Raw genomic sequence first — 19,744 nt, forward strand, 5'->3', positions numbered from 1 at the left:
CACGGCCGGAAAACGGCTGCGGAGCATCTGATAATGGAAGAATACGGGTCAGAGCAGGGTTTTAAAGGTGTGGCGAATCACATCACCGCGGCTGATAATGCCGACAAGCACATGATCTCGCTCCACAGGTACCTTTTTAATCTGTTTTTTGCCGAGAATGGTAGCAATTCTCTCAATATCTTCGTCCCAGGGAACGCTGATGACCTTCTTCTTGGCGATATTCATGACATTCAGGTTCAGCAGTCTGCGGGTCCGCTCCTCAAACTCTTCATTATCCCCGACAAATACATTGATCTGAAAAAAAGAATCGACGATAAGATCCTCATGTTTGCCGATATACCGCATAATATCCCCATCGCTTAAATAAGCGACAATTTCATTTCTGTCATTCACTACCGGCATGCCGCTGATCCGGAACTGAATGCATCGTTCAATAAAGGTGCGAACCGTGTCGCCTTCCTTTACTTTGTATACTTGTCTGACCATAAACTCATGAGCTTTCATAATTTCCCTCCACAGCCTGCTATTCCGTCAAATAACTTGTATGATGAAAGTATATACTTGTATTATACAAGTGGGAATGGTAATGTCAATGATCATACTATGCATGTTGTATACGAAAGGACAATACTGTCATGGAAAATTCAATAGATATCATAGAGCTGGAGATGGCCGTTATGGTCCGCCGCCTCGTATCAATGACCACCTATAAAAAAGTCGGCAATCTGGACCGCTCCGCTTATCTGCTGCTGCATCAAATAGCCTCCCACGGCTCGGCTGGCGTGAAGGCTTTGTCCGATGAATTCCACCTGGATATATCTACGGTCAGCAGACAGGCGGCAGCGCTGGAGCAAAAAGGGTATGTTAAGCGTATTCCCGATCCGGAAGACGGGCGGGCGTATTCGCTGGAAATGACGGATGAGGGAGAGGAAGTGCTGAATGAGAATAAGAAGGCCCGGCAGGACATTATCGGAAAAATGCTCAGCAGTTGGAGCGATGGGGAACGTGTGATTTTTGGCGAGCTTTTGCGGAAATTTAATGCTGCAATTCATGAAGAGGTTCCGGAGTAGCCGAAGGGTGCCGCCAAACAGAAACTGCTGTATTCTGTGTAACGGATTTCCGTGGAAAAGGCCCCTTGGGGCCGAAACCGGGAAATGCATTGTACGAAATACAGCAGAATGGTTGGTTCAATGTCAAGGAAACATAGGGTTCCCTTGCATACCGACCCAGAGTTCTGACTGCTCCAATTGGGCGGCCAGCTGCAGCAGCAGATCCTCGCGGCCCTTGGAAGCCATAACCTGAACTCCAATGGGCAGGCCAGCGGGCGTAAGGTGCAAGGGGACGCTCATTGCCGGCTGACCTGTGAGATTGGCCAGCTGTGTGAAAGGCGTATACGTCAGACTGGGCTCGAACATCTCGTAGATCATCCGCCGCTGCGCTTCCTTCGGCAGCTCGCTTACTTGCAGCAAAGCTTCTATTTCCTCCGGCTGCTGAGTAAGCTCCCCTATCTTAGGGGCCGAGTCTGCGTTCGCAGGTGTGATATACAGATCATAGCGGCTCAGCAGACCCGCCATTTGCGCAGCGGCTACATCCCATTCATTCAGGCTGTGCACGAATTCAGCGGCGGAGACCTTTTTACCGGCTTCGCCCAGCACCCAGGTTACGATATCCACTTCATGTGCCGCAATGCTGCGCCCCATCCCGGTTTCCAGTGACAGGAACATCGCTGCCACTTCTCCGGCGTTCATTGTATAATAATTTTCCATCAGACGCACACCGTTCACCGGACTCAGCTTCTCTTCGACCTCATGACCTTCGTCCTGGAGCCATTTTACGGTTTTTAATACCGCCGCCGCAGCCTCTCCGGTGACTGGCGTTCCAACAGGGGAGGCTGTTGTGAATGCGATCCGCAGCTTGCGCTGTGCGGGCTTCATCAGGTCGTCCAGATAGACGCCGGGGTACAGCGGCGTCTGAAATGCGGCTTCCGGCTGCACAATCTGCAGCAGATCCAGCATGGCTGCGCTGTCGCGTACGGAACGTGTCAGCGCAAAATCGATGGAGGCGCCCTGCCATTGGCGGCCGACTCCCGGTCCTACCGGCGTACGGCCACGGGTAGGCTTCAGCCCGAACAGGCCGGTGAAGGAGGCCGGGATGCGGATCGAGCCGCCTCCGTCGCTGGCACCCGCAGCCGGCACGATTCCGGAGGCCACCGCAGCGGCAGCTCCGCCGCTGGAGCCTCCGGGAGAGCGGTCCGTGCTCCAGGGATTCCGGGCAGGCCCGTGCAGGAGGGGTTCGGTGATGTTTTTTAGCCCGAATTCCGGAGTATTCGTGTGACCAAGCGGAATAAACCCGCCGCTGCGGATACGGGCGACATAGTTCGAATCGCGTTTGGCAATGTTATCCTTCAGGAGCAGGGCGCCAGAGGTCAGCGGCTCGCCGCCAATCGCCTGGGAAATATCCTTCAGCAGAAAGGGGACACCGGCAAATGGCCGGGACGGATCAGCTGCCGGCATGGCATCGGCCTCCTTCAAAGCCGCCTCCCGGCGGGTGCGGACAACGGCATTGAGCAGGGGATTGACCTCGTCCAGTCTGGCGAAAGCCGCCTCAACCAGCTCACGTGGCGACACCTCCCGTGCCCGGACCAGCGCGGCAAGACCCAGCGCATCATAGGTGGAATAAGCAGATAATGTCATGATGACAACCTCTTTTCGGCAGGGACTCTTGAATGGCAGGGTCCGCTGAGTTGTAGTATTGGAAATGGTTAACCTTATGTATCACTACACCAGGGAATTTCAGAGATGCTTCTTGCATTATACACCAGCCGTTACATATTTGAAGAATAGGAGGAGCGCTTCTGTCCCGTCCCGCTGTCAGGGAAGCCATATGCAAAGGGGAGTACTGCGGACCGCGATGCGGCTGCCGGTACTCCCCTTTTGTTGGATTCAGATTGTAATAACCTTGCTTAAGGCTGTACGCCTGATACGAGGATGCCATTTTGATATAGGGTTACATGATTCCAGGTACTGTAAGCCGTTTTGGCAGGATCAAACGAATAATCATCTGCTTCGCTAAAATTACTCCAGTCGCTTTTAAATAACCGCAGCTGAATATCTCCAGTCTGCCCTCCAGCCGGAAGAAGGCCTGCTCCCGGGGTAAAACCGACTTCTACATAGGAATCAGCACCTGCGGCATTTGCCGTTCCAAAGGTAAGGGTGATATTGGCAGCACCCAGTTGTGCCCAATCAACCGCACCATTCAGCGTCTGTGACCCGTCTTTGGTGAAATAATAACGGATCTTCAGTCCGCTTAAGCTGACGGCGGAGGTACCGTTATTCTTGATATTGAAATGGGGTTTGATCTGGTTGTCCGTTGCATTCGTATCAGCGGTGCGGTAATAGAGTGCAAGACCTGTTGGAGCCGCTGTTGGCGCAACTGTTGGAGTTGAAGTTGCAGTGGCAGTGGGTGTCGGTGTTGCTGTTGGTGTTGGTGTTGGTGTTGCAGTCGGTGTCACGGTAGCTGAAGGTGCAGGTGTTGTTCCGTTGTCCGGAACAGGCACGTAACCGGGTGTGGTATAGATTTTGTTGAGCACAGAGGTTGCCTTCAGGCCATAGGCACCGTTCACAACGGATTTCCCCCAATCCGAGAGGCTGCCGGCAGGACCGCTGGCCAGATCGAGATATTCGACCCCACCGCCGTTTCCATACCAGGACCACGCTAACCAGCCTACGCCTTTTTCCTGCGCATAACTCATGATGGTCGCTTCATCGACATCTCCGCCGGTATGCTTCCAGCCGAACTCTCCGACGATGACCGGCACCCCAATGGCCAGGGCGTTGTCAATATTGCTCTTTACTGTTGTTGCAGATCCTCCGGCATATTCATACATATGAATGGAAAAAATCGTGTTAGCTAGCGGATCGGAATTAAACACGACGTTCCCGCTAGTGAAAATAGAGGATGGATACTGACCCCAGCCTGCGGCATCCACGACCAGCGTATTCTTGATGCCTGCAGCCCGAAGGGCTGGAATGGCGGACTGATAACCGCTGGCCCAGGCCGGCGTGCCCCAGGAGCCGAACCATTCATTGGCAATATTGACGATAACCCGGTCTTCCTTACCGATTAGCGCATCCTTGATGCTGATCCAGTAGTTGACGGCCGCATTCAGTGTAGAAGCATTATCCGAGCCGGTTGCGTCATGCACCTCGAGCATGGCTGTAAGCTTGTACTGATCACAGAGGGCAAGCATAGCTTGTACATCGGAGAGGCTGTCGAGAGACCACTGGCCCCCATCAGAGAGCACGATCCGCACTACATTTGCGCCGGTGGCTGCTATGGCAGGAATGGCTGTTGCCAGGTCGTTTTTATACCATGTGTGCGCATGATTTATCCCTCTCATAACAAAGGGACTGCCTGTGGCATCAATCAATTTGGTACCGCTTACATGAAAACCCTTGACGGAAGTTCCCGCTGCTGCTGCCTGCTTCTGGGGGAGCGAGAGAGAGAGGATGAGGACACACGTTAGAGCCAAAACACTAAAGCTGCGGAACGAAAAATGCTTACTCAGTTTCATGGATAGTTCCTCCTTTGCGGATTTGAATTGCCATCTAATTCTGCATACTCCCCGAAGTGTATGAGGTACCTGGCTCAGACCACCTCCAATATCCATATATATCCAACATAACATATAGAGGTTTGTTTGGGAATAGTTATGTAAAAATGATAACAAAAATTTAATTTTATAGAGGACATGCCTGCCTGCATTGACAACAAATTTTGAATTGACTATACTTTCAGTAATCTTATAACTGATATGCGATGAACGAGACAGTAGCAGCCTTTGTCCCTGTTACAGAAAGCCGGGGGGGATGGAACCCTGGCACACACATGGACTGCGAATTACACTCTGGAGTATCTTGGGTAATGCCAAGCGGAGATCAAGCGAACGATACCTCGCTGTGAGTGGTGCAGACCCTGCCGTCAGGCGGACTGCGCAATTTGGGTGGTAACACGGTTAATGATAATCGTCCCTGTGTCTGAATAGACAAGGGGGCGATTTTTTTGTTGCTTCCTGATCTCCCACAAATACCAAAATCATAACAAAGGGGCTGTATCAGCTTGAACATTATTGATGAACTGGAATGGCGCGACGCCATCAATCAGCAGACCGATGCAGAAGGACTGCGGGAATTAACGAACACGAAGGCAGTTTCACTCTACTGCGGTGTGGATCCAACGGGCGACAGTATGCATATCGGCCATTTGATTCCCTTCATGGTGCTAAAACGCTTCCAGCTTGCCGGACACCGTCCGGTCATATTGATTGGCGGGGCAACGGGAACCATCGGTGATCCCAGCGGCCGCCAGAGTGAGCGTACCCTGCAGACCATGGAACAAATACAGGCGAATGTGGATGCACTGACAGCACAGATGAAGAAGCTGTTTGTGACCGATAGCGACAATCAGGTGCGTATGGTCAACAACTATGACTGGACCCACAAGATTAACGTCATCGAATTTCTAAGAGATTATGGCAAAAACTTCAGCATCAACACCATGCTCGCCAAAGATGTGGTATCGAGCCGTCTGGACAGCGGGATTTCGTTCACGGAATTCTCCTACCAGATTCTGCAGTCGCTCGACTACCTGCATTTGTACCAGCATGAGGATGTGCAGCTGCAGGTCGGCGGCTCCGACCAATGGGGCAATATTACAAGCGGATTGGATCTGATCCGTAAAAAAGAGGGCGCGGACGCCAAGGTGTTCGGCCTTACAATCCCTCTGATGCTCAAATCGGACGGCACCAAATTCGGCAAAAGCGCAGGCGGCGCGATATGGCTTGATCCGAAAAAAACAACGCCATATGAGTTCTATCAGTTCTGGGCAAATGCCGATGACCGTGATGTGGTAAAATACCTCAAATATTTCACCTTCCTGACCCAGGAGGAAATCGCCGCACTGGAGGAGAAGGTGCAGACCGAACCGCATAAGCGCGAAGCGCAGAAAGCATTGGCTGAAGAAATGACCCGGTTCGTTCATGGTGAGGAGTTATTGGAACAGGCGAAGCGTATAACCGCAGCCTTGTTCAGCGGAGATATACGTTCCCTGACGGCAGAGGAAATCGAGGAAGGATTTAAGGAAATGCCGACCTTCACATCTGGCAGGGATTCGAAGAATATCGTGGATTGGCTGGTCGATCTGGGGATTGAGCCGTCCAAGCGTCAGGCCCGTGAAGATATCACCAAGGGAGCGATTTCACTGAACGGTGAGCGCGTGACCGATCTTGGGGTGGAAGTAACTGCCGAAGATGCAATCGGCGGGCGTTTTATCATCATTCGCAAGGGCAAGAAGAATTACAGTCTGGTGAAGCTGGCCTAGAGCTGGTGCCTGGATATCAGTTCGCCAAAAAGGGAGTGCGCACAGCCATATTCATGGCTGTATGCACTCCCTTACTTTTTTAGCTGCATAAAAAGTATTCCCGGTCAGGTACGCTGTTCGTCTGTGAGATAAGTCCTTACAGAAGGAGGAGAGTAGGTAGCGAATTGCTCTAGAATCCCCTTAGGTGTTGTATCGGTGAGAAACATAGTCCGGTGTTTGTCCAGCATGAATTGCTCCCGGGCCATCTGGTCAAACAGGGAAATCAGCGGATCATAATAATGCTGTATGTTCAATATACCGCAAGGCTTCTGATGCAGCCCCAATTGTGCCCACGTAAAAATCTCAAAGTATTCTTCCATCGTCCCCGGCCCGCCCGGTAAAGCAATGAATCCTTCGGCCAGCTCCGACATTTTTAATTTGCGTTCATGCATCGAATCCACCACGATCAGTTCCGTGAGCTGTTTATGCTCGATTTCCCGGCCTTTGAGAAAATGGGGGATTACCCCGATAACGTTACCGCCAGCACCCAGCGCGGCATCCGCCACCTCGCCCATGAGGCCAACAGTGGCTCCGCCGTAGATCAGGGTGATGCCATGTTCAGCAAGCGCTTGACCCAGCGCATGGGCGCTTTCCTTGTAGACGGGAGAAGCTCCGTCACGTGATCCGCAAAATACAGCGATACTTTTCATAGGTGAATAACTCTCCTTTGCATAGTGAATTCACTCACCGGAAGCGGTCTCCCGGAGCACACTTCTTAACGGTAGCACATCAATGAACTTATTGCACACCGGTATGAATAGAAAGCGGCAATTCATGTCCTGAACCCTTGGAACTGTGCGGCTTGTCATTGTAACCGGAAAGGCACTTACGCCTGAATGGGAATAGGTTCATAAATTATAGATAGATAAGGGAGATGGCTATGAGCAAGCGTACTCAAAGATCAATGATCGTACTGCTGTCAGTCGTTGTTCTGTTCGTGTTACTGGTCGGGGTGTTATATACGGCAAGCGGTGCATTCAAGAAGGCGAAATATCTGGACCCCTGGAAACGGGATTATGCCAGCCAATTCGAAGATCCGCGCCTGCAAGTGGCAGCGTACGGGCTCCTGGCAGCGAATGGACACAATATGCAGCCCTGGACAATTCGCCTGGACAAGCACAATCCGCTTAAGCTCTCTTTATATACAGATTATACGAGACTTGCGCTGGAATCAGACCCCTTGGCCCGGCAGACTCTGGTCTCGCAGGGTACTTTTTTGGAATACCTTAGGATTGCCGGCGAGCAGCTTGGGTATCAGGCGGAGATGAAGCTGTTCCCTAACGGGGAATATGATGAGCAGAACTTAAGCGAGAGCATGAAGCAGAAGGCTGTGGCGGAAATTACACTGGTTAAGACAGCGCCCCGGGTGAATCCGCTGTTCGACTCTATGTTTCTGCCGGACACGAACCGGATGGCTTATAAGCCTGATCCGCTAACGCCGGAGCAGATAGAACAGCTGAAGCAGACGAATGATGATAAGGATTTAACCCTAAATATACTGACGGATTCAGCCAGCATTCAGAAGCTGGGAGCTTATGGAGTAGAGGGCACGGCTATTGAAACCGGCCTTACGCGGATGAATGAGGAATCAGCACGTATCTTCCGTTCCAATGAATATCAGAAGAATCAATACCGCTACGGGTTCTCATTCGAAGGGCAAGGGACCACAGGTGCGAAAAAACATCTTCTTCAGGGACTAATCACCCTCTTTCCGTCCATGAATAATGAGAAAGCATCCACCAAGCTTGCCGTTCAGTCGGCCCGGGAAGCAGCGGACCACTCACCGGCGTACGCCCTGATTCTGAGCAAGGACAATAGCCGCACCAGCCAGGTTAAGGCAGGTATGCTCTACAGCAGGCTGATACTGGCAGGTCATGAGCAAGGACTGGTGATGCAGCCGCTGAGTCAGGTGCTGGAGGAATACCCTGAGATGAAAGAGCTTTACACAAGAATTCACAAGGAGTATGCCCCGGGTGGTGAGACGATTCAGCTTCTGGTCCGCATGGGCCAGCAGACACGGGAGACTCCGCTGAGTATGAGAAGAGAGGTTACGGAGCTTATTGCAGACTAGCCAATGGCGGATGATCTAAAAAAACCACGATACATTCTTTAATTTTGAGTAAGACGCCTCTTTTTCTGTATGCTACGATTTGGGTTGAGAAAGGGGGCGCGTCTTCTTTCATAGTTGTAAGCGCTTAATTCATTCATCCCAAATCCATACAGAGGAGTGCAACGCATGAGAAAAATGTTCAAACAAGTCTTTCCAGCCTTTCTGGCGGCTATCCTGCTTATTCCGTTCGGCTGGCTCGCTCCGGTTGTGAAAGCTGAACCCTTGCAGCAAGAAGATACCGTAACGGTTTATCATGAAACCTTTGCAGGTGGTGCAGGCCAGGCTGTTCAATCGGGTAGCGCAAGCCTGACGGCTGTCACCGGTAAGGTTTTTGACGGCAATGCGGACGGAGCAGCTTTATACGTAAGCAACAGGGTGAACAACTGGGATGCGGCTGATTTTAAATTCAGCAGTCTCGGACTCGTAAATGGAAAAACCTACACAGTGACCGCTGTCGTCTATGTAGATGATGGGATAACTCTGCCGGTTGGTGCAAATGCTGCACTTCAAACTGTAAGCAGCTATGGGAATTATGCAGAAACTCCTTATGAAGCAGGCTCAGCCGTTACTTTGACTAAAGAATTTACCGTGGATACCAGTAAAGATCAGGCGTTGCGCATGAACTCCAATACAGCTGGAGCTGCCGTTTCTTTCTACATCGGGGACCTCTTGATTACCGAAAAGAGAGCTTCGGGCGGGGGCGAAGAACCGCCAAGAGATCCTGCGCTGCCTTTCAATACCATTACCTTTGAAGACCAGACTACGGGTGGCTTCGAGGGCAGAGCCGGGACGGAGAAGCTGACCCTCTCAGGGGAGGATAACCATACCCAGGGCGGTTCTTATGCCTTAAAGGTAGAGAACAGATCTGCTACCTGGAACGGGCCTTCATTGCGTGTGGAGAAGTATGTAGACAAGGGAAGCGAATATACCATATCGGCCTGGGTCAAGCTGATCGATCCCGCAAGCTCCCAGCTCCAGCTATCCACACAGACCGGCAGTGGCAGCAGTGCCAATTATGTGGCTCTTTCACCCAAAACCATCAGCACCAGCGACGGCTGGGTAAAGTTTGAGGGAAGCTACCGCTATAACAGTGTAGGCGGGGAGTATTTGACCCTCTACGTCGAAAGCTCCAATAATGCAACTGCGTCCTTCTATATCGACGACATCAGCTTTGAGAAAACCGGCACAGGCCCCATTGCCATACAGAAGGATCTGGTTCCTGTAAAAAATGCCTATCAAAACGATTTCTTGATCGGCAACGCGATCTCTAGCGAGGATCTGGAAGGTGTCCGGCTGGAGCTCCTAACAATGCATCACAATGTGGCCACCGCAGGCAACGCCATGAAACCGGATGCCCTGCAGCAGGTAAAGGGGGTATTCACCTTTGAGGCAGCGGATGCCATGGTAGATAAGGTTCGGGCTGAAGGGATGCAGATGCATGGGCATGTGCTGGTATGGCATCAACAGTCTCCTGTATGGATGAATACAAGCAAGGATGCGGAAGGCAACACCATCCCTTTGGGAAGGGACGAAGCATTGGTTAACTTGAGAACCCATATCCGAACCGTCATGGAGCATTTTGGCGACAGGGTCATCTCCTGGGATGTCGTTAATGAAGCGATGAATGATAACCCGGCGAATCCCTCCGATTGGAAAGGGTCGCTCCGTCAATCTCCTTGGTATAATGCCATTGGACCCGACTACTTGGAGCAGGCCTTTCTGGCGGCGAGAGAAGTACTGGACGAACATCCCAGTTGGAATATCAAGCTGTATTACAACGACTACAATGAAGATAATCAGAATAAGGCACAGGCCATTTATAATATGGTCTCGGATATCAACGTAAAATATGCGCTTACACATCCGGGAAAACACTTGATTGACGGCATCGGCATGCAGGCGCACTACAATGTGAATACGAACCCAGAGAATGTTAAATTGACCTTGGAGAAGTTTATTTCCCTGGGCGTAGAAGTGAGTATTACTGAGCTGGACATTCAGGCTGGCAGCAATCATCAACTTTCTGACAAGCTGGCGGATGCCCAAGGTTATCTCTACGCACAACTGATGGATATCTTCAGGGCTCATTCCGCCCATATCGGGCGCGTGACCTTCTGGGGAATGGATGACCATACGAGCTGGAGATCCGAATCCAACCCGCTGTTGTTCGATAAGAACCTGCAGGCCAAGCCAGCTTACTATGGCGTTATTGATCCTGTGAAATTCATGGGAGAGCATCAGCCAGATACCAAAGATGCCTACCAGTCCACCGCGAACTATGCCACACCTGTGGTGGACGGGACCGTGGACGCGGTCTGGAGCAACGCAGTTCCAATGCAGGTTAACCGGTACCAGATGGCTTGGCAGGGTGCAAGTGGTGTGGCCAGAACCCTCTGGGATGATCAGAATCTGTACGTATTAATCCAGGTTAGCGATACCCAGCTCGACAAAAGCAGTGCAAACGTATGGGAACAGGATTCCGTTGAAATCTTCCTGGACGAAAACAACGGGAAAACAACGTTTTATCAAGACGATGACGGACAATTCCGAGTGAATTTTGACAACGAAACAACCTTCAGTCCAGCCAGCATCGCCGAAGGTTTCCAATCAGCTACCCAGGTTGCCGGAACCAACTACACGGTCGAAGTGAAGATTCCTTTCAGAAAAATAACAGCAAGCAATGATAAGAAAATCGGATTTGACGTACAGATCAATGATGCCAAGGACGGCGCCCGTCAAAGTGTTGCCGCATGGAATGATACGACCGGTAATGGCTATCAGGATACCTCTGTATATGGTCTGCTGACCTTATCCGGTAAACCTGCCAATTCAGAGCCGACTCCAACAGTAACACCGGCAGCAACACCGGCAGCCACACCAGCCCCAACACCGGTACCAACAGCAACAGCTGCCGTCGCTACCAACAAAGGGACAGGAAGCGTTGTGAGTAAGGACGGCGTGGTTACGCTTAAACCCGAAGTGAAGACTGAGGGCGGAGAGGCTAAGGCAGCGATCTCGAGCAACGTCTTGAACCAAGCGCTTGAGCAAGCTGCTCCAGCGGCAAATGGTAAGAAACAGATTATTATCGACGTACCGAAGCAGGCTAATGCTCTATCGTATGAAGTGCAACTGCCGGCTGCGAGCTTGAAAGGTCAGGAGAACTTCGTCCTACTTCTGAAGACAGACCGGGCCGTCCTTGAGATTCCAAGCAACCTGCTGACCAGCATAACCGATAGCCTGGAGTACGTGTCGATCCTGGTAAAAGAAGTCTCCAAAGACCGTTTGCCTGCGGCAGCCCGTGATCAGATTGGCAGCGGTGCTGTGATCGATTTGAACGTGCTTGCTGGCGGTCAGGTGATGACATGGAACCATCCGAATGCGCCTGTTAAGATTTCAATTCCTTACACACTAACAGGGGAACAGCTTAGCCACCCGGATTCGCTGGTGGCCCTGCGCCTCGCTGATAATGGCAGCATGACCCCAATTCCTAATGGCCGATATGACGCAGGAAGTGGAGCGCTTATTTTTCAAACCGCCCAATTTGGTTCTTATGCTGTAGTGGATGTGCCCATGGGTTTTGAAGATTTGGGGAACGTAGCTTGGGCACAGCAGGCAGTGTCCGCCCTAGCTGCACGTGATATTATCCAGGGCATCTCCCCGAGCAGCTTCTCTCCAGCTACTTCTATGAAGAGAGGAGACTTCATCGCGCTCCTTGTGAGGGCCCTTGAGCTGAGAGGCGTAGACCAGGATCAAGCTGCATTCAGCGATGTCCGGCCTGACGCTTATTACAGCAAAGAGCTTGCTGCCGCGAAGGAGCTAGGCATCGTCTCTGGTTATAAAGACAACACCTTCCAACCGGATCGTATGATCTCTCGCCAGGATATGATGGTGATCGCTTCCCGTGCTCTGGCAGCTGCAGGTAAGAAGAGCAGCGGCACCGGAATAATCAGTGCTTATACGGATGCGGACCAAATCTCTGATTATGCCCAAGAGAGTGTGGCATCCTTGGTGAAATACGGAATCGTGAACGGCAAGAACGGCAAGCTTGCTCCGAACGAACCGCTCACCCGCGCTGAAGCAGCAGTCATTGTGTACCGCATTTGGAAGCTGTAAGCACAGCGTTTAGACCTAAGAATTCTTTACACAAAAAACAGCCAACCACCGGTATCTTTCCGGTGACTGGCTGTTTTTTTGTGTAATCGAGACGACAGGATTCGAACCTGCGGCCTCTTACTCCCGAAGCAAGCGCTCTACCAAGCTGAGCTACGTCTCGACAATAGACAACGCCTTATTTTCTGGCAGGGAAACTATGAAACACACAAATTATACACCTCTGTGAAAGCGTTTGTAAATAATAATGAGGTAAAAATTGGTATGGTCTATTGGTTTACAATTGGTAATTTATAAATAAAGTGAATATAAGGTATAATATTCCATGTAGTGCTGCAATGCAGTAAAGTGAAGGAGGAGCAAGATGAATCAAATCCAGACTAGCAGAGATAAGAGCAGCAGAGCGTTTAAGGTTGAATTTTCAAAGGATGTCTTTGAGATTGCCCCGGATTTACATGTTGGACTGATCGCCACTTCTCATATTGCACACTTAGACAAGGATTCTGAAGTGAATGCGCTGCTCACTCATATGGAACAGGAGATCATTAACTCAGGTCTGCAAAAAGATACCGTAAGCGAAATTCCCACCATTGCTGCTTGGCGTAAGGTATACAGTCAATTTGGTGTCAAGCCCGCAAGATACCCTTGCGCTGCAGAATCTCTCATAAGACGTGTAGTCGAACAGGGGGCATTGGCACGGATCAATACGCTAGTGAATTTATGCAATGCTATATCCTTGAAGTGCCGCACACCCATAGCTTCCTGTGATATCTCTGATGTACAAGAATTTGTTATTAGAAGAGCTGTGGGGAATGAGCAATTCTTGCCGATTGGGAAAGTGGATGAATATGAGAATCCTTCCACCGGTGAGATTATTTATGCGGATCATTCTGGAAGGGCCCATTCCCGGCGCTGGAACTGGCGGCAGAGCGACCATATTAAGACCACCACGGAATCCTCAAGCATGCTGTTTACGATTGAAGCCGTCCATAAAGAAGCTAGAGTGCTGGTAGAGGCAACCACGTTTCTTTTAAATGAATTGCTGCACCCTTTCACCGGGGAAGGGCGATCTGAATGGGCTTTTATTCATAAAGATTCCCCGATGCATACCTTTGAATTACATACTGGGGAGGTTTTCTCGGATCGTGACAGAACCTATGAAGCAAGTGAAGAAGGGTATCATTGACTCCATTCCCATTGTTATCGGATATATCCCGGCATGTATTACCTTCGGCTTGGTTGGCAAAGCCCTTTCCTTAAGCGACCTGGAGGTCTTCCTTCTATCTGCTGTGGTCTACGCCGGAGCAAGCCAGTTTATAGCTGCCAAACTGCTCGCATTGGGAACCGCTGCACCTATTATTTTGTTACTTACGTTCGTAATTAACCTGCGATACTTTTTTATCAGCATGTCGTTCTCCTCCAGGATGAACCGGAATTCCAACCCCTTGCACAAGGGGCTTGTTGGATTCGGTCTAACAGAAGAAGTGTATGCGGTAAGCATGATGTCAGACAAACACCGGAAAGATTCAGGTAATCATTCTCTTCCTTACTTGTTGGGGCTAGAGGTCCCGCCATATGCCGTCACTCTAATCTCAACTTATGCAGGAATCTTGCTCGCAGGATATATTCCCGCAGATATTCTGCCGGCGCTGAATACTTCCCTGTACGCTTTGCTAATTGCACTGGTTATCCCCCAGATCCGGCGGGATAGAAGAAACCTGGCGATCTGCATTACAGCAGCTGCTTCCTCATGGTTGTTACAGCCACTCTTAGGAACTGCAACTGTAGTTGTAGCCATGATCATTGGGGCATGCGTAGGTGGAATATTCCCTGTCAAAGAAGACAAGGTCAGGAGTGAAGTCTTGTGACAATATTATTAATCCTGGGAATGGGCATGATTACTTTCTTGTTTCGGTTTGCACCGCTGCTGCTCGTCAGGAAGCCGGAGATGGAAGAGCGGACAAACTGGTTTCTGGAGAATCTCCCCTTGGCCGTACTCAGCGCATTAATCATTCCCGGTATTTTTCAGGTCGATGAAGAGGCCCCAATGGTTGGGATTGCAGCGGGCGTTGCCGCTATTATTCTTGTACTCCTAAGAAAGGTTCCTTTGTTTGGCGTAATTATTGCTTCTGTTACCGTGGCTGTTATTGTAAAAATTCTGTGATTATTTATAGTGGGAGGATTATTCAGCTATGGATACTAAGCCGGTAGAACTGCTAGCAATATGCGGGTCAACCCGCATCGGTGGGAATACAGACCAAATTCTTCAGTATGGCAATCAAATTGCCAATCAAAGGGGTGCAAATCTCTCTGTACTGAATTTAAGAGACTTCAACATCTCAGCTTGTGGAACTTGCGGGGATTGCAATAATCGGGAGAACGCTTGCGAACTGACGGATGACATGCAGTATATTGTGCAAAGGATGCAGAAGGCCGAAGGGATTATCTATGCGGTTCCTGTTCATGGCTTTGGGATGGGGCATCTCATGCAAATATTCATAGAACGCTCAGGGGTATGCTATCTCCGGTTTGAACGCCCCCTTACAAACAAAGTAGGCGGAGCGATCATTACTGGCCGGCGTTACAATCACCAGCACGTGCATTCCCAGATTGTGAACAATATTCTGCTGAATCGGATGATTATGGTAGGGAGCGGTTTCCCCGCTCTTCTGCATGCCGGACAAGCCAATGAGGCATTCAGTGATTTGGAAGGGCTAGACTCTGTCCGAAGAATGATCAACCGGATGATTGATATGATCTCAGCCATGAAGCATTATTTGCAGATTACGAACCATTCCTTTCTGCAGTGTGAGGAAGAGAATGAGCGAAGAATATGTGAGAACGAGCTTCTGCGTCTGCAGGCACCGCTAGTATAAGAGAATAACCCCTATAAGGTTATCCATATAATGAAAAGTGGAGGTTGATGGTTGTGACGAATAAGGAACTGGAAGCTCTTGGAGGGATTGATTTTCCTAACATGGAATGGACAGGTTGGGAAAAGCCGGGTGCAAACGGACGTGTGAAAATCAGTTATATCGGCAATAAGCGGCTGCGGTTACTAGAGCTTCCTCCGGGATTTAATGAAGAGCACTGGTGCCTGAAAGGGCATGTGGGTTATGTGCTGCAGGGAGAATTCACCATACATTACGAGGATCGGAAGGTATCCTGCAGACCTGGAATGGGCTTCGTGATTCCTGATGGAGATCCGCACCGGTCACAAGGGATGGAAGGCAGCCCGACTCTAGTGTTTGTTATGGATGAAATGGACTAAATCAGATTGGAGTGTGAAGAATCTTGCATCCTATTCAAGTAGACACTGAAGTGCATGATATTGAGTTTCACGATCCCTTTGAGACCTATTTATCTTTGCGGGAACAGCTGGGCGAGCAAAATGTCTACTTTCTGGAAACCTTATCCGGGCCATCCAAGAGTGCACAGAGTACTTTGATTGGGTTTAACCCCCTGTTTACCATTACAGCATTTGCAACAGAGATCCAACTGACGGGGATGGAGTCCATTGTTGAGCAGATAAGCCAGGGTGCGCTGAAGGCAGGGCTGCTAATCTCTCAGGGCGGGGCTTTGCATTTGAAAGAACGAAGTGGATTATGGGATTTCTTGCGGTTCGTTCAGTCCAGGTTCAATATTTCCGTTCCGGAACAGGGAAAAGCTTTTTATTTCGGATTTTTTGGATACTTGGGCTATGATACGGCGTGGTCTGTTGAAAGTCTGCCGAGTCATATTTCGAATGATGGAACGGTCCCGGATCTTGCCTTGTCCCTTTATCAAGGGTTAATTGAATATACTTTGATCGACAAGTCGGTCAGGCTAATTCTCAACCAATCTGCCGATGGATGGGATTATATTTCCAAGGCGGAAATTTGCGATATGTTTTATCAAGGTGATTTGCAGGTAAACCAGACGTCAGCAGATGTTATAGAGCCGTTGTCGGTAGAATACACGATAGATCGTCATGCCTACCAAAATAACGTGAAGAAAGCTCTCTCGTATATTTCAGCCGGAGATATCTACCAAGTTCAGCTAGGTAATCAAATTAATATTGAGAGCCATATGACTCCAGTTGACGTATATCGGAGATTAAGGGTCCGTAATCCTTCGCCATATATGTATCTGGCTTCCTTTGGAGAGATGACTCTGATCGGTGCTAGTCCTGAGCTGTATATCAAAATACAGAGTCAAGACATTACGATGAGGCCGATTGCGGGTACTTGTCCCACGGGTTCCACTCCAGAAGAAAATGAGAGATTCATAGAGGCTTTGAAGAAGGATGAGAAGGAAGTAGCAGAACACATTATGCTGGTGGATTTATGCCGTAATGATATTGGGCGGGTCTGCCGGACAGGGACTCTGGAGGTAGAGGAACTGATGGTGATCGAAAAGTACTCACATGTGAACCATCTGGTGTCAAGTGTAAGCGGTACGCAAGTGGACTCCAAAGACATGTATGACATTATAGCAGCCACCTTTCCAGCAGGCACAATGACCGGTGCGCCGAAAATTCGGGCGATGGAAATTATAGAAGAGCTTGAAACCACGCGTCGTGGAGCTTATGCGGGAGCCGTAGGGTTTATTGATTTCAGTGGGTACGTAAATATGGCTCTTTGTATTCGGACGGCGGTTCATCGCGCACCCCATTCCTATGCTATCCGGGCTTCTGCGGGAGTGGTTGCGGATTCTGTGCCGGAGAAGGAATGGAGTGAAACTTTTCATAAAATGGGCGCCTTATTCTGGGCGATCACAGGCAGGGAGGTGCTGCATGAGAGCATTAGTCGTTGACGCGTATGATAGCTTTGTATATATTATCTGCCAATATCTGATGAAAGCGGAAGTGGAGCTGGAGGTAGTACGTAATGATCAATTAAGACCCGGTCTGGTAGAGCGTATGGCTCCAGATTTTGTAGTACTGGGTCCAGGTCCGGGCCATCCGGCTGACGCGTGCTATGTTGAGCTGATCAGGCAATATGGCGCATATCTTCCGATCCTTGGCGTATGTCTGGGACATCAGGCCATTGGGCTTTCTTTTGGCGGCGAGGTTATAGGTGCGAAACATCTCATGCATGGCAAAACCAGCGAGATTATTCATGATGGCAAAGGTTGTTTCGCAGGCCTTCATCATCCGCTTCGGGCTACGCGGTATCATTCTTTGATTGTGAGCCAGGAGGGGCTGCCGGATTGTCTTGAAGTGACTGCAGAATCAGCAGATGATGGATATATTATGGGATTACGGCATCGGGAGTTTCCAATCGAATCCGTTCAATTTCATCCGGAAAGTGTATGTACTGAAAGCGGATTTCAAATCTTTCAGAATTTCATTGCGACCTATGTGCCATGCTCAATTACATCTCAAATTGTCTAGGGGGAATCTATATGCTGCAAGAAAACCTTTCTCTTCATCGTCAAGAGATTGATATCATTGACCGGCAGATTGTAGCTTTGCTCGCTGAAAGAACCCGGGTCGTTAAGAAAATCATGGTTTTAAAAACGGATGAAGAATCTGTTCGCTCTTGTGACCGGGTACAGCAGGTACTGGATAAGGTAGCCAAACTTGCAGAGGAAGCAGGTCTTGAACCGCAGATTGCAGTGGCTACTTACAGAACTTTAATTACCGTTCTGACGGATATGCAGCTTGAGTATCTGCACAACCGTGAGCAATCCGACGAGCCTGCCGTTTGAACGCCGCCATTCATGATCTGCAATCGGCCCTTATATATTTGGATGAACAGGGTGAAGGACCTCAGCGTTATAAGCTGCCAGTGGATGCTGAATATGAGTTAGCTGCTCTGTACGCCGAGCAGGGAGGTGGGGTGCCTGTCGCTTCGCCCACAGGACTGGGAAAACCCGTGATATTCGAACAAGTGAAGCCAGTGAACAAACCGGTGCTGGTTGGAATATTTGGAACCCGGAAACGTTGTGCACTCCTACTGGGGGCAGATGAACAATATATTGCAGACTTCCTGCTGGATGCCGCACACCATCCTATTGAACCTCTAAAGTGTGAGGAACCGCCCTGTCAGCAAGTGATTCATACGGACGTTGACCTGGCCAAGCTTCCTATTCCTACAATGACTGTGAAGGATGCGGGGCCTTATATTACACTCGGCTTAGTAGTCGCAAAGCATCCTCTTACGGGTGACAGTAATATTTCCATTCATCGCTTATGGGTGAAAAGCAGCGGTGAACTGACGATCTGGATGGTTCCCGGGCGCCATTTGGAGAGCTTCTACCTGGCGGCAAAAGAAATGGGAGTGCCGCTTCCAATCTCCATTAACATCGGTTTGGACCCTGCTATATATATTGCCTCTTGCTGCACGGGTGCTGTAGCCCCCAAAGGGTTCAATGAACTGGCTATTGCAGGCGGTATACGGAGACAGCCTGTTAAGGTTTCCACTTGTTTATCTGTTGCTGCAGACTGTTTGTCCGAAGCGGAATATGTATTGGAAGGTGAAATCACCCATGAATACGCTCCTGAAGGAGAGCCCGGGGGCTATTCCATGCCGGAGTTTCTGGGATATGACGGGAAGGCGCATCCCCATCTGCCTGTCGTCAAGATTACAGGCATCACCTCCTCATCTAGTCCCATATTTCAAACCGTGATTGGTCCAGGGTATGAACAGTCTAATCTATTGGCAGTAGGGATGGAGGCCGGAGTACTGCAGTTTGTCCGCAGTCATGTGACCCCCCGGATCACGAATGCCTATTGCAGTTCTGCCGGGGGAGGACAACTATTGTTATTTGCTCAATTTCATAAACAGAGTGAAGAGGATGATTCCGCAGTCAGACTCGCCGGAACGATGATCCTTCAGTCATTCCGAATGATCAAACAGGTGGTTCTGGTAGATGAGGATGTTAACCTGTTCAGTGAAGAGGAAGTGTGGTGGGCTATGACTACCCGTTTTCAGGCTGATGTTGACATCATTACTCTGCCGGGGCTTGATGGCTTCCATCTGGACCCGTCGCAATTCCCAGGCATGTCTCCACAGATTACAAAGCCGGGCATGACCACCAAGGTTGTGTTTGATTGCACAGTGCCCTACAGATTGAAGAGCCAGTTTGTAAGAACTTCTTTTGGCACGTCATAAAAACTATAGG

Annotated in this window: 17 protein-coding genes and 1 tRNA gene; 13 read left to right on the forward strand and 5 right to left on the reverse strand. The window is 49.9% G+C overall.

Annotated features, from left to right (window positions below):
* Positions 1–48 precede the first annotated feature (48 nt).
* A complete protein-coding gene (locus tag ACAN54_RS21440) occupies positions 49–504 on the reverse strand; it encodes a CBS domain-containing protein (RefSeq protein ID WP_379160170.1) in 456 nt (151 codons plus the stop codon).
* A 131-nt stretch (positions 505–635) separates the two neighbouring features.
* On the opposite strand from ACAN54_RS21440, the gene ACAN54_RS21445 reads away from it, so the two are divergent.
* Positions 636–1,070 carry a MarR family winged helix-turn-helix transcriptional regulator gene (locus ACAN54_RS21445; protein WP_379160173.1) on the forward strand — a complete coding sequence of 145 codons (435 nt, stop codon included), beginning with the start codon at positions 636–638 and terminating at the stop codon, positions 1,068–1,070.
* A 123-nt stretch (positions 1,071–1,193) separates the two neighbouring features.
* Here ACAN54_RS21445 and ACAN54_RS21450 read toward each other — a convergent pair whose 3' ends face one another.
* Together ACAN54_RS21450 and ACAN54_RS21455 are read right to left on the reverse strand one after the other, a co-directional pair.
* Positions 1,194–2,693: an amidase gene (locus ACAN54_RS21450; RefSeq protein ID WP_379160176.1), complete on the reverse strand. Its 1,500-nt coding sequence runs from the start codon at positions 2,691–2,693 to the stop codon at positions 1,194–1,196.
* 269 nt (positions 2,694–2,962) lie between these two features.
* Complete coding sequence (locus tag ACAN54_RS21455; protein WP_379160179.1) at positions 2,963–4,573, reverse strand: cellulose binding domain-containing protein; 1,611 nt, start codon at positions 4,571–4,573, stop codon at positions 2,963–2,965.
* A gap of 545 nt (positions 4,574–5,118) precedes the next feature.
* Between ACAN54_RS21455 and tyrS the strand changes: the two genes are divergently transcribed.
* Complete coding sequence (gene tyrS, locus ACAN54_RS21460; protein ID WP_379160182.1) at positions 5,119–6,378, forward strand: tyrosine--tRNA ligase; 1,260 nt, start codon at positions 5,119–5,121, stop codon at positions 6,376–6,378.
* Positions 6,379–6,482: 104 nt separating this feature from the next.
* Here the strand turns inward: tyrS and ACAN54_RS21465 are convergent, their stop codons facing one another.
* Positions 6,483–7,067 (reverse strand): LOG family protein, encoded by a 585-nt coding sequence (locus ACAN54_RS21465; RefSeq protein WP_379160185.1) that lies wholly within the window; start codon positions 7,065–7,067, stop codon positions 6,483–6,485.
* A 230-nt stretch (positions 7,068–7,297) separates the two neighbouring features.
* On the opposite strand from ACAN54_RS21465, the gene ACAN54_RS21470 reads away from it, so the two are divergent.
* The gene (locus tag ACAN54_RS21470) at positions 7,298–8,488 is read left to right on the forward strand and encodes an Acg family FMN-binding oxidoreductase (RefSeq protein ID WP_379160188.1); all 1,191 of its coding nucleotides are present in this window, start codon (positions 7,298–7,300) and stop codon (positions 8,486–8,488) included.
* Positions 8,489–8,653: 165 nt separating this feature from the next.
* Positions 8,654–12,640, forward strand: coding sequence for a glycoside hydrolase family 10 protein (locus ACAN54_RS21475; RefSeq protein WP_379160192.1), 3,987 nt, complete (start codon positions 8,654–8,656; stop codon positions 12,638–12,640).
* A gap of 86 nt (positions 12,641–12,726) precedes the next feature.
* On the opposite strand, the gene ACAN54_RS21480 is transcribed toward ACAN54_RS21475, so the two are convergent.
* Positions 12,727–12,800 (reverse strand) — tRNA-Pro (locus tag ACAN54_RS21480).
* A 201-nt stretch (positions 12,801–13,001) separates the two neighbouring features.
* On the opposite strand from ACAN54_RS21480, the gene ACAN54_RS21485 reads away from it, so the two are divergent.
* The 9 genes from ACAN54_RS21485 to ACAN54_RS21525 are packed head-to-tail and all read left to right on the forward strand — an operon-like array spanning position 13,002 to position 19,734.
* Positions 13,002–13,823 (forward strand): B3/B4 domain-containing protein, encoded by an 822-nt coding sequence (locus ACAN54_RS21485; RefSeq protein WP_379160195.1) that lies wholly within the window; start codon positions 13,002–13,004, stop codon positions 13,821–13,823.
* Positions 13,783–14,505 carry an AzlC family ABC transporter permease gene (locus ACAN54_RS21490; protein WP_379160198.1) on the forward strand — a complete coding sequence of 241 codons (723 nt, stop codon included), beginning with the start codon at positions 13,783–13,785 and terminating at the stop codon, positions 14,503–14,505. The genes ACAN54_RS21485 and ACAN54_RS21490 overlap by 41 nt, the downstream gene beginning before the upstream one ends.
* The gene (locus ACAN54_RS21495; RefSeq protein WP_379160202.1) at positions 14,502–14,801 is read left to right on the forward strand and encodes an AzlD domain-containing protein; all 300 of its coding nucleotides are present in this window, start codon (positions 14,502–14,504) and stop codon (positions 14,799–14,801) included. The genes ACAN54_RS21490 and ACAN54_RS21495 overlap by 4 nt, the downstream gene beginning before the upstream one ends.
* Positions 14,802–14,829: 28 nt before the next feature.
* The gene (locus ACAN54_RS21500; RefSeq protein ID WP_379160205.1) at positions 14,830–15,513 is read left to right on the forward strand and encodes a flavodoxin family protein; all 684 of its coding nucleotides are present in this window, start codon (positions 14,830–14,832) and stop codon (positions 15,511–15,513) included.
* A gap of 53 nt (positions 15,514–15,566) precedes the next feature.
* Positions 15,567–15,908, forward strand: a complete 342-nt coding sequence (locus tag ACAN54_RS21505; RefSeq protein WP_379160208.1) for an AraC family ligand binding domain-containing protein — start codon at positions 15,567–15,569, stop codon at positions 15,906–15,908.
* Positions 15,909–15,931: 23 nt separating this feature from the next.
* On the forward strand, positions 15,932–17,431 hold the full coding sequence (locus ACAN54_RS21510; protein WP_379160211.1) for an anthranilate synthase component I family protein: 1,500 nt from the start codon (positions 15,932–15,934) through the stop codon (positions 17,429–17,431).
* The gene (locus ACAN54_RS21515; RefSeq protein WP_379160214.1) at positions 17,412–18,011 is read left to right on the forward strand and encodes an anthranilate synthase component II; all 600 of its coding nucleotides are present in this window, start codon (positions 17,412–17,414) and stop codon (positions 18,009–18,011) included. The genes ACAN54_RS21510 and ACAN54_RS21515 overlap by 20 nt, the downstream gene beginning before the upstream one ends.
* An 11-nt stretch (positions 18,012–18,022) precedes the next feature.
* Positions 18,023–18,328 carry a chorismate mutase gene (locus ACAN54_RS21520; protein ID WP_379160216.1) on the forward strand — a complete coding sequence of 102 codons (306 nt, stop codon included), beginning with the start codon at positions 18,023–18,025 and terminating at the stop codon, positions 18,326–18,328.
* Positions 18,325–19,734 (forward strand): UbiD family decarboxylase, encoded by a 1,410-nt coding sequence (locus ACAN54_RS21525; protein ID WP_379160219.1) that lies wholly within the window; start codon positions 18,325–18,327, stop codon positions 19,732–19,734. The genes ACAN54_RS21520 and ACAN54_RS21525 overlap by 4 nt, the downstream gene beginning before the upstream one ends.
* The last annotated feature ends 10 nt before the right edge of the window (positions 19,735–19,744 follow it).

This window comes from Paenibacillus diazotrophicus, from assembly GCF_042610465.1.

Excerpts from the sequence above, each read along its gene's own strand:
- ACAN54_RS21440 (WP_379160170.1), bottom strand. The coding sequence starts at position 504 with ATGAAAGCTCATGAGTTTATGGTCAGACAAGTATACAAAGTAAAGGAA.
- ACAN54_RS21445 (WP_379160173.1), top strand. The coding sequence starts at position 636 with ATGGAAAATTCAATAGATATCATAGAGCTGGAGATGGCCGTTATGGTC.
- ACAN54_RS21450 (WP_379160176.1), bottom strand. The coding sequence starts at position 2,693 with ATGACATTATCTGCTTATTCCACCTATGATGCGCTGGGTCTTGCCGCG.
- ACAN54_RS21455 (WP_379160179.1), bottom strand. The coding sequence starts at position 4,573 with ATGAAACTGAGTAAGCATTTTTCGTTCCGCAGCTTTAGTGTTTTGGCT.
- ACAN54_RS21465 (WP_379160185.1), bottom strand. The coding sequence starts at position 7,067 with ATGAAAAGTATCGCTGTATTTTGCGGATCACGTGACGGAGCTTCTCCC.
- ACAN54_RS21470 (WP_379160188.1), top strand. The coding sequence starts at position 7,298 with ATGAGCAAGCGTACTCAAAGATCAATGATCGTACTGCTGTCAGTCGTT.
- ACAN54_RS21475 (WP_379160192.1), top strand. The coding sequence starts at position 8,654 with ATGAGAAAAATGTTCAAACAAGTCTTTCCAGCCTTTCTGGCGGCTATC.
- ACAN54_RS21485 (WP_379160195.1), top strand. The coding sequence starts at position 13,002 with ATGAATCAAATCCAGACTAGCAGAGATAAGAGCAGCAGAGCGTTTAAG.
- ACAN54_RS21500 (WP_379160205.1), top strand. The coding sequence starts at position 14,830 with ATGGATACTAAGCCGGTAGAACTGCTAGCAATATGCGGGTCAACCCGC.
- ACAN54_RS21515 (WP_379160214.1), top strand. The coding sequence starts at position 17,412 with ATGAGAGCATTAGTCGTTGACGCGTATGATAGCTTTGTATATATTATC.
- ACAN54_RS21520 (WP_379160216.1), top strand. The coding sequence starts at position 18,023 with ATGCTGCAAGAAAACCTTTCTCTTCATCGTCAAGAGATTGATATCATT.